Source organism: Lysinibacillus sp. fkY74-1 (assembly GCF_053165895.1).
Map to the genome: position 1 here is coordinate 198,860 of NZ_CP170174.1, position 9,509 is coordinate 208,368.

7 protein-coding genes and 1 pseudogene are annotated in these 9,509 nt (G+C 30.3%); 3 read left to right on the forward strand and 5 right to left on the reverse strand.

Annotated elements, in window-relative coordinates:
* Positions 1-12: 12 nt before the first annotated feature.
* Positions 13-585, forward strand: a complete 573-nt coding sequence (locus ACE1MS_RS23550; protein ID WP_447403039.1) for a DUF1643 domain-containing protein — start codon at positions 13-15, stop codon at positions 583-585.
* Between the two features lie 562 nt (positions 586-1,147).
* Here the strand turns inward: ACE1MS_RS23550 and ACE1MS_RS23555 are convergent.
* The 4 genes and pseudogenes from ACE1MS_RS23555 to ACE1MS_RS23570 form a co-directional block, all read right to left on the reverse strand.
* Complete coding sequence (locus tag ACE1MS_RS23555; RefSeq protein WP_447403040.1) at positions 1,148-2,308, reverse strand: tetratricopeptide repeat protein; 1,161 nt, start codon at positions 2,306-2,308, stop codon at positions 1,148-1,150.
* Positions 2,305-2,874 (reverse strand): hypothetical protein, encoded by a 570-nt coding sequence (locus tag ACE1MS_RS23560; RefSeq protein ID WP_447403041.1) that lies wholly within the window; start codon positions 2,872-2,874, stop codon positions 2,305-2,307. Before ACE1MS_RS23560 ends, ACE1MS_RS23555 begins: the two co-directional genes overlap by 4 nt.
* 236 nt (positions 2,875-3,110) lie before the next feature.
* On the reverse strand, positions 3,111-4,280 hold the full coding sequence (locus ACE1MS_RS23565) for a tyrosine-type recombinase/integrase (protein WP_447403042.1): 1,170 nt from the start codon (positions 4,278-4,280) through the stop codon (positions 3,111-3,113).
* A gap of 1,225 nt (positions 4,281-5,505) precedes the next feature.
* A pseudogene (locus tag ACE1MS_RS23570) lies at positions 5,506-5,803 on the reverse strand (recombinase family protein); the annotation flags it as partial.
* 315 nt (positions 5,804-6,118) lie between these two features.
* Here ACE1MS_RS23570 and ACE1MS_RS23575 point away from each other — a divergent pair.
* Both ACE1MS_RS23575 and ACE1MS_RS23580 read left to right on the forward strand, forming a co-directional pair.
* Positions 6,119-6,997, forward strand: a complete 879-nt coding sequence (locus ACE1MS_RS23575; protein WP_447403043.1) for an SLATT domain-containing protein — start codon at positions 6,119-6,121, stop codon at positions 6,995-6,997.
* 7 nt (positions 6,998-7,004) lie between these two features.
* The gene (locus ACE1MS_RS23580; protein WP_447403044.1) at positions 7,005-8,387 is read left to right on the forward strand and encodes a reverse transcriptase domain-containing protein; all 1,383 of its coding nucleotides are present in this window, start codon (positions 7,005-7,007) and stop codon (positions 8,385-8,387) included.
* 399 nt (positions 8,388-8,786) lie between these two features.
* On the opposite strand, the gene ACE1MS_RS23585 is transcribed toward ACE1MS_RS23580, so the two are convergent.
* Entirely contained in the window at positions 8,787-9,392 is a 606-nt protein-coding gene (locus ACE1MS_RS23585) for a CYTH domain-containing protein (protein WP_447403045.1), read from the reverse strand.
* Positions 9,393-9,509: the final 117 nt, after the last annotated feature.

Here is a 9,509-nt window from a genome sequence, read left to right on the forward strand (position 1 = left end):
TTGGAGTTTGCAATGGTCATCTATAAAGGCAGCATTGAAATTGAAAGTTATTTTTCTGATGATTTAAAACGCAGATATTACTTGAAACGTATATATAAAACTGATAAGTATTCAAATATAAATAAACAAAAGCTTTGTTATTTATTGATCAACCCGTCATATGCTGATGAGTTACTATTTGATAAAACAAATAGGTTAGCATCAAATATTGGGATACGTGAACATTACAGCGAAATCGTTATTTTAAATATGTATTCTTTAATTACAAAAGACACTAGTATTTTAAAGAAAAGGAATACACTAAATGTTGCGAATGATCCAACTAACGATCAAGTAATCCTAAATGAGTGTTTAAGTGCTGAACGAATAATATTGTCGTGGGGTAGGGATACACAGTTTGATGATAGACGATTGCAACTGTTAAATTTACTAGAAACCAATGGCTTACTTCAAAAATTATATAGAATTGTATATACAAGTAAAGAAAACATCGTATATGATCCAGCACATTTGAGTATGTATCTGACTGACAATCCTTATAATTTCGAAATAAAAAAATATGGTGAATGCGAAGGTTTTGTGTGAATGGGAAGAAAAAGAAAATCGCTAATAGAAAAATCTACTACGCTTTTCCTTAGCATAGACAATGAAACATTATTTTTATTGTGTAAAAGGATGAATATTCACCCCGATAAATACGCTGAGATTTTCGATTATGAAACAATTAAGTTAATCAATCAAAAAATCAAAGAAATTGTAAAACAACATGTAAAATAAAGATTGATTAAAGATCCTGTGTTGATATGCAGGATCTCTTCTTATCCCACAATCGGGCCAAGTTGTGGAATAACACCTAAATATCTTGGTTGCATTTAGTAGAGCTTGTGAAATCATTTACTTAATAAAGCAGTATAGTTTAAGTATTACTGCTTATTAAATAAAAATCGAGCCATATAATTTTATTAACCTCTCTTGGGATGGTTAACAAACTATCAACGTAGAGAGGCAAAAAAGGAGAATCAATATGGCCCAACTTTATAATATCAAATACCTATAAGAGGTAAAGAATTACCACAAAGGTAAATGTAAAAAAACTAGATATTGAGAGAACACTATAATTAATATAAAGGTGTTTGGTAATAGTATCTTATTTTACTTTTGGTCTGACATCAGCAATAAATGATCGGATAGTGTAATTTTTGTATGAATAGGTAGGCTGAATCCCTTTCCCGTTATCTCTTATTCTCCCATCAAAGACAAGGAGAAAACCGAGGTGTGTTTGTTTGTTTTTTAAATAATGTGTTAGCTGATCAATTCCTGAAACTGCATATCCCTCAGAATAACCTCCTCCACACATCTTCAACTCAATAATTGTCTTTAGACCATTTTCAAATCGTAAATAAACATCTATTCTTCCCGCACCTGTATCAACTTCTTCAATTGCTTCTACTTTTTCTCCAAATCGAGATTTTATGAAAGTGTGTAATAGATTTTGCCCATGTTGTTCTGGTGAAGATACCCATTTATGCCCCTTTAGTTTAGAATCACTTCTCCAAAAACTCATCCGTTTGTCATATCCAATAAATCTTACGAAATCTTTCAAACAATTTTCTAAGGATGTAATAGTAACAGATTCTGAAGGAAATATAGTTGCTTGGGTATCTGGTACATTTTCCGATGTTCCGTTCCAATGATCCAATGCCTTCTCCATATAATTACTAATATACTCAGCTTCAGGATTTTTCTTTTGCGCAATTCGAAGTATCGGAAGAGCTTTACCTGATTCACCAGCCTCAACTAATGATTTACCATAAGCAAATAAGATTGATGGTAAATCCCCAAATCTTTTTCGTTGTTCTTCTAAAAACTTAACTGCTTCTACCCATTTTTCATTTTTCCAAAGTAATGCGAGGTAGTTTTGGCTACTAGGGAAAAAGAATGGATTATAGGTTAGTGACTCTTTAAACCAGAATAAGGCTTTATCATCTAATTCAGTTTCAAGATAAATACTTGCAAATAAATTGCAAATAATTGCCTTTAAATTGGTATTTACTTTTGGTTTTGAAGATTCTGCCCAAGCCTTTTCAGTTAACTCCAGTTTTTCAATGAAAGGCATAGCCGGATTCGTAATGACTCTGCCAATCCAATAGGATGCAGTTACTTCTGCATCGTCATACTCCATCACTTCTTGTTCCATTTGTTCAAGTTCAGAATATTTTTTATGAGCCAGTGCTTGTGACAATCTTTTCCTAAATAAATAAGTTGATTTATCCTGATCCAGTATCAGCTCCTCAAGCTCCGAAATCATATCCTCGTATTTTTCTTTATAGGTTTTTTTCCATCTTTGCTTTGTTTCGAAAAAAATAAGGCAGCGTTAAGACTAGCAATCATTTGAGTTTCAGAGCCCATTGGAACATTTTTCCCCCTAAGAGTAACCGATCTTTTGGCTTCTTTAACTGCTTCATCAATTTTACCCCAATTGTGATAAATTGTAGCTTTATTCAATGATAATGAAGCTATCCATTCTCTTTCTTCAATGTCTTCCAAATTTAAAACATCAATAGCTTCATCAAGATATTCAATGGCCTTTTCGGGATGGGTTTTCTCTACACTTTTTGCTAATCCAGTTTTACTTGTAATAAACTGCTTTTTATTTCCGTCTAACAAAAATGCTTCTGCTGCTAGGGACTCATGATAACATGCATCCGGATTGTCAGAACCGAGATTAAGGGCTAAGCCTCGATGTGCCCATGCCGAAGTACCATAGTCGTCAGTGGATTCTTTTAAAATCTCTTGGTATATATTATATGCTAGCTCCTTTTTCCCAAGTGTTGACGCAGCATTTGCTTTTATTAAAAGTATGTTTCTAATCAAAATCGGATCTGAATGGTTTCCAAATTCATCTATATATACAGAAGCATCTTCAAAAAGAAGATTAAATAATCCAGTTTCTTCTCCCAGAACAAACTTAATTTCATCTCATACTTATCTATAAGGAATAACTCAATTTTGAACAATCTTTTTTCAAAATGGAGTTTTTGAGGTTGCTATTAGATATGGATTGAGGGATATTTATTAATCAACCTTTATTCCAGAGCTATAATAGTAAATTAGATATACCCCTCAAAACTAATCTCTTTCCATTCATGAATTGCATGCTGATCTGTTTCTAAAACCTTTTCCATATAAATGATAGTCGTTTCTATCTTTTCATGACCGAGTGATTTCATAATTTTATATATATCTGCACCATTTATATGAGAAATGATTGCAAATGCATGGCGGAATATATGAGGTGTGATGACTCTTTCACTTTCAAGCTTTGAAAATTCTCGCTTAAATACTTGATCCAAATAACTAGGTGAATAAGCATTACCCGTTTTTGTAGTAAGTAGGGGAGACGTCTTTTCTGCCGCTTCTATTGGAGCTAAGCCCCTAATTCCGCGAAATTTTTTAATACTTACTACTACTTTGTCTTTTAAAGGAATTCTTCGCCATTTTCCGCCTTTTCCTAAGACATCCAGGTAATAACCACCTTTTATCATATCCTTTCGCATATGCTCCACGTTTAACCTACATAACTCTTCATTACGCATACCAGTAGTAACTAGTACATGGACCAAAGCAAACATTATTGGATTATTATTTTCTTCAAAATATCGTAGTAGTTCTAACACTTCAGAAGGCCCCATGTCTCGATTAGGGCGATCATTACTAGTCACGCTAATCGATTTAAAACCATCGTGTAAACGTTCATGGATGTATTTATTTTCATATAACTGTTTGAAAAATCCTTTTAAAATGGTTGTTTTCCTCTCAAGTGTTGCTATGGAATAACCCACCGTTGCTTGTTTCTGCAGTTCTTGTGCGTCCTTCTCTCTTATCTTTTTCTTCACGTAAGGGCTATTGGTAGCAAGCCATTCCTGGTATCTACGAATATGCCGAGGCTGCAATGACTTAAACAAAGAATTCTCCTTCATCTCTGATATATCTACACCAATTTCGTCACTGTATAGTAAGAGATAGTTAAGAAACTGCTCGATTTCTGCTTTGTATTTTAATGTAGACCGAGTGCTGCGGCCACGATTACTGTATAACTGTTTCGAATGATAAAGGTACCACAATACCATATCTCGATCAGTAAAATACTCAAAACGTGGCATATTCTTGGTTTCAGACTGTTCTGTTAAATTAAGTAAATACTGCATATGCTGATGATCAAAATTTAAGTTGAAGGTATTATTACCTGGAAGGTTGCTTTTTGGGTTTTTAATTTCCACATTAAACCTCCTAAAAAGATAAAGTTTAGATTTGGTGTCTTGTAAGTAAGACATTAGAATCTAAACTTTTTATTTTTATTCAAAAATAAAAAGTTCTAATTTTAATCCCCCAATTTGAGGTTTAGCATACTCAAATCAAAATTGTTAAATATCTTAAATTAAGCACCTTTAATTACAGAAAATTAAGAACTTACTGTAATTAATCTATTTCTATATATTTACCAATAAATTAATTGTACTACAGACATAAATATAGAACACCTAAAAAAATAGACCATTTATTTATTGTGATTATATATATATATATTATTACATTTATATTATAAACGTATTTATAAAACAAATTTAATAATTGGTGTCCAATTTAGAGAGCCTTGTATTTCAGAAGATGGTCTTGCTCCTCAATATGGTGGTCAACCACAACAACAGTTTAGTGCCAAGCTTACCAGCAAAATCACCCATATGACTCTACCGAATTATTCACGTATAGAGGAAGATTCCTTTGCTAATAGCAAAGTGGCAAAAGAAGTATCTGATGATAACTTCCATTTTAGGTTTTTAAGGAATTCCATACATTAAAGATTCAAGTTCAAAACTGTTCTTCGTTTTTGAAAGACGGAAAATGCGATATTCAAAGGAATCAAAGAATTAGAAGGTTGTTAATTACTGAACAATTTGAAACCTAGGCGTTCTGAGACGACTTGAAAATTCGGTTGTCGTATAATGATATGTCTCAATTTGTCTCACAGAGGTCTTTACAAAAACAGGGAATACATGAAATTAAGGTACTTTTTATATTTCAAGAAGGGAAGTGTTCTAATAGATTTAAACTCAAATATGGTATTAGAAGAATTAATATCTGGTCTTTCATAAAAAAAAGTTGAATATTTACATTTTGTCTATAAAGTCGTCTGCATTAAAATTATTTAAAACGTATGAGTAAATAGCAGTTTTATAATGTTGAATATGGTTATGCCTTTCCACCAATTCCACAGTTAATGATTAGTACACGAATTAGAAGTAAAGCGACAATACACCGCAGTTTAAAACAATTGGTTGAAGTGGGTCTAATAGAGAAAAGAAAAGCAAAGTGGGGAATAATAATTATTTTGTCTATAAACCATTAGCAAAAAAAGAATTATATAGTATTTTTCCTGATAAAGTTGAACAGTTAAAAGAGTTTGAAACAAAGCTAATGTAAACAGCTGATCATGACAAGGAACGTTTCCTTAGGTAATTCCATAACAGGACGACCTAAATGTTTACCTTTAGCTTTTGCCACCGATATTCCCTCAGCCTGACGCTGTTTAATAGTCTCACGTTCCTGTTCTGCCAACCTCTATGATAATGTTGTTAATCATATCTATAATCCATTCTTGCCCCTTAGGAACGTCTTGCATAGTGGTTGGAAGGTATATGATCTTCACTCTAATGCCCTCATTCTTGAACTGTTGAAGGTACTCTTTTATTTGCTGTTTGTTACGTCCTAGACGGTCAATAGACTTAATAAAAAGGGAGTGCCCAATAAGGATAAATTGTCAAACCTACATGAAATAAGGATATCTTAAAGGGGCATTTAAAGGGGTCATCTCTTAGAATGTCTCTTTTTTGTTCTATTTTATAGTCTGTAATTTTCAAATGGAAATATTTCTATGTAATACCTTGTATAATATTGTAAAATATTGTGGGTTGTGAGATATTAAATAGGAGTAAGGTTCCAGTTAAATGACCTCACGAGGTGTTCTAATCAATGGTACATATTTGTATCTACGGTGATTCCTACGGGAATATTCCATCCAAACCATCGGAACCTTACTCAACCAATTAAAGAGGTGAAAATGTTGGTACAATCGACTGAAACTAAAAAACAAGAAACTGAATCAAATGATATTGAAAAAGAAGAACATACACATTTAGATGGGATTAAAGGTGAATCTGAAAAGACTAATATAGAAGAAAATAGCACTAAGAATATTGATAATACTCTTTTAACTGTTATCAAAGAAATATTTACTGAGATGAATAAGTCAGAAAAGCATGATAGTATTATTTTAAATGAAATTAAAGACATATTAGTTGGATTAACTACTATTGAAAAATCGGATGAAAAGTCGGATAAGGAAACTAATCTTATTAACGAGATTACTCATTTTAAAGATAATAGAGTATGGGTTACTAAAAAGACCAGGATGGAATCAGAAGCAAGAATGAATAGTAACAATGTTTTTTCTTTATTTGTTGTAAATTTTTACACTTTAATTGTTTTAGCCTTATCAATATTAGGTCTTGTTATTTCTGACAAAGATATGGTAGACAAGATCACTGTTCTAACTTTGATTTCCTCTGTGGCTTTATTTGGAATATCCCTGTTTGTATCCTTATTCAGTTATAAAGAAAAAGCAATAGCTTATAAACAGTGTTATTTAGATTTGACAAGAATTGAAAGTCAATGTCAGGATCTCTTACTTGATGATTTAGATTATCAGAAAAGATTTTATAAGTTTAATGAAATTAAAAAAGAGTACAACCATATATTAGAGAAAACTGATAATCATAGTTATGTAGATCGGTTGATTTACCTAAAAAACAATAAGAAGTTAAATACACCAGAAGATCAAAGTTCCTATAAAAAATATAAATTCACAAGTTGGACTTTAAAGATATCGATTTTTATAATCCCGTTTATTGCACTTGTTTTATTATTTATTTGGAAGTGATTTAAAAATGCCATTACCAGCTTATTTACATTTTAATCATATGTATAAAATAGAAAACTTAAAAGACCTATATGATAAAACAATCCATTATAACACTGCTTCGGGGATAGATAGAATGGTTAAGAGAGTGTTTGATAAAAATATTGATACTCATTTAAGTACAATTAACAGAAAAGTTTTAAATGGTACATACAAATTTACAGCATATAAAGAAAAATTGTTTTTAAAAACTAAAAATAGTTTTCCTAGAGTTATATCAATTCCTACTATTAGAGACAAAATAGTTCATAAAGGATTGCATAAAATAATTCAAGAATCATTTTCAATAGATCAGCCATTAGTGCAATCAGTAATTGGTGATATGAAAAATGAATTAAATAATTTCGATTCTTTTATAAAAATAGATATCAAAAACTTTTATAATAATATAAATCATAATATTTTGGATAGGAAGTTATCTAAGAAAATTAGAACCCCTCTTGTTAAAGATTTGATTTTAAATGCTATTAGAACTCCGACAGTATCGAAAAACCATTTAAAAGAAGATAGCTTATATTCTAACATTGTAGGTGTACCGCAAGGATTGTCTATTTCAAATATTTTAGCTGAAGTATATTTTTTAGATATGGACAAAAAATACAAGTGTAAACGGAAATTCCGTTACTATAGGTATGTTGATGACATACTAATCTTATGCCAAGAAAAAGATATAACTAAAATTAAGTCTGATATTTTTAAGGATATAGAAGAAGACCATAAATTGAAAGTAAATAAAGATAAGTGTAGTCAAGGGAGAATAGATAAGGTTGGCTATGATTTTTTAGGATATAGAATTGAGAAATTGAAGTCAACGGGGGATATAGGCTTAACAATAAAAAAATCTACAAAATTAAAGTTTGAAAAATCAATTGTAGATATGTTTACACGTTATCGTCATACAAAAACAATTTCACCTAGTGAATTTATTTTTTATTTAAATAATAAAATAACTGGTTCCATCAGTAATAAAGTAAATGGAACTTCTGAAAAAGAAAAGAAGTATGGATGGGTATTTTTCTATTCACAAATAGACGATAAAAATGTTTTTCGTCACTTGGATTGGTTTGTAAAAAAACTAATTGAAGACTTTAAACTTAAGGGGAATTTTAAAGGGTTAGTAGTTAAGAGTTTTTTAAAATCATATTATGAAATTATTTATAATAGGTCAAAAACAAAATATATTCATAGACCTGATGATCTTACCATTGAAGACAAAAAGTCTTTATTGTTAGCTACGTTTAATGTTAAAGAGAGATTTATTAAAACGGAAGAACAAATTGAGAGATTTTATTATGCAAAGGTATATAAACCAATAAAGTTGTTAGAACAAGATGTACAAGATATTTCTTGAAAATTTCTGTTCTACCTCAATAATAACTACTATGCAAAGGCGTATCCCATCAAGGGGAACGCTTTTATTGTTTTATTTAAATTCTACATATTTTAATTGACGATACTAGCACACCCACAGACACAAGCACACAGTCCAGCACAGCACCACAACACAGCGAGGCGAGGCAAGGACAGACACGACGACAGTGACAACGAACGATTAAAAGAAAGAAGAACAAACAAAAGCAATGAATACTATTTATTATGGTATATTTTTCTTATTCATGGTAAAATTACACAAAGTAAAATAAGGAATCTTCCTTCTGCGGGTTGTTCAGGAAAAAATTATAAGATAAATATAAAGATTACTAAAAAATAACCCATGGTAATTATATACCGTGGGTTGATTTTGATTTTATTAATTATTTACTATACATTCTACAAAACGCTTATACTTGCTTTTCTTATTTACTGTATATTTTATTTCGTTAATATCCAAATATTGCATTATTTTTTCAGAATCTAATTCAGACTCCATACCTTCAAACTCCATTTCATAAAATACTTCCCCATTTGGATAGATGGTATAGTCTAGATCACAAATATACTCATTAAATAATAATTTTCTTCTTTGATTTTTTATAGAACCAAGAAGTTGTAGTTGATTATTTTCTAATTTTTTCTTTATTGAGACTGGTATTTCATTATTTAAGTAAGTAATAATTTCCTCTGGATTCTTTTGATATTGGTTAAAATCAGTTCTTGAAATATTTTTTTCAAGCTCATTTGAAATAGTAATATCACTTAATAAATCATTTAATTTAGTTTTTAAACATAAAAGCAAATTTCTTTCATTTTCTTCTCTTATTCGAAGAGTAACACCTAATTGATTTAATGAAAACTCATTAGTATCAAAATAATAATTAATTTGATTCAGCGGATTAGTGATTTCTTGAAATGAATTCACAAAAAAAGAATAATCCTCTTTATTTAATAACAATTTTAATTCCTTTTCATAAGACAAGTAAAATCGCTCCCCTTTCTTAAATGCTTATATATTCTATCACAAATTAGATTTATTCTATATTATAATTATGTTAAGCTTAATTGGTAATATTTTTAAAAAAACAGGAGGAATGGA

Bases quoted from the DNA above. Each gene is read 5' to 3' on its own strand.
- ACE1MS_RS23555 (WP_447403040.1), bottom strand. From the start codon at position 2,308: ATGATTTCGGAGCTTGAGGAGCTGATACTGGATCAGGATAAATCAACT.
- ACE1MS_RS23550 (WP_447403039.1), top strand. From the start codon at position 13: ATGGTCATCTATAAAGGCAGCATTGAAATTGAAAGTTATTTTTCTGAT.
- ACE1MS_RS23575 (WP_447403043.1), top strand. From the start codon at position 6,119: ATGTTGGTACAATCGACTGAAACTAAAAAACAAGAAACTGAATCAAAT.
- ACE1MS_RS23580 (WP_447403044.1), top strand. From the start codon at position 7,005: ATGCCATTACCAGCTTATTTACATTTTAATCATATGTATAAAATAGAA.